Raw genomic sequence first — 604 nt, 5'->3', positions numbered from 1 at the left:
CAGAGCGATTGGGTTCTGCTGGCGCAAAAAGCGACGCCCACATCCAGTCATTGACGCCCGCAATTGACTGCGGAAGGCCATATTCAGACCAGCTATCTTGACGAGGCATTCCTGTGTCGCGAGATACGGAGCCGAGCATCATCGACGCAGGATGCAGAAAATCAGCATTCGGCTCTGGCACCTCGGAAGGTTGAAATGGTGCGAGACCAAGTCCATCAGAGGAATTACTCACAGCAAAGGCAAATGGAGCCTGCACGGCAGGAGGTACCAGCGGTTCAACAACGCCGCTGAGCGAAGTTACCGAAGATACATTGCCCGCAACGTCCCTTTGCTGAACCCAGAGGCTGAATGCCCCGAGACCAGGTAGCTGCAGAGAGTTCCCGCGGCCTTCAATCCAGGAAACGCCATTGTCCAAGGAATACTGCCAACGGCCTCCTGCTTCCAGACCAGAAATGAAGACCAAACCCGTTGGCGAGACTTGCCGCCCATTCACCAGCGTGGCTTGATCCAGAGTAATTTCTGGCGCAACCGGATCAAGGGTATCGATGGCATAAGAGTTGGATATTGCGGTGCCGATGCCGCTGTTGCCCGCCGCATCCACATA

The 604-nt window shown here is 55.6% G+C and carries 1 protein-coding gene; it reads right to left on the bottom strand.

The features are described from left to right. Nucleotides 1-604: hypothetical protein (locus tag P353_RS29415; RefSeq protein WP_157839663.1), on the bottom strand; the 604-nt coding region annotated here is incomplete at both ends.

Source organism: Comamonas testosteroni, from assembly GCF_000761245.1.
Taxonomy (GTDB): domain Bacteria; phylum Pseudomonadota; class Gammaproteobacteria; order Burkholderiales; family Burkholderiaceae_C; genus Comamonas; species Comamonas testosteroni_C.
Note: the sequence above shows the minus strand (reverse complement) of the source record. Positions and strands in the feature narration are given on the sequence as shown.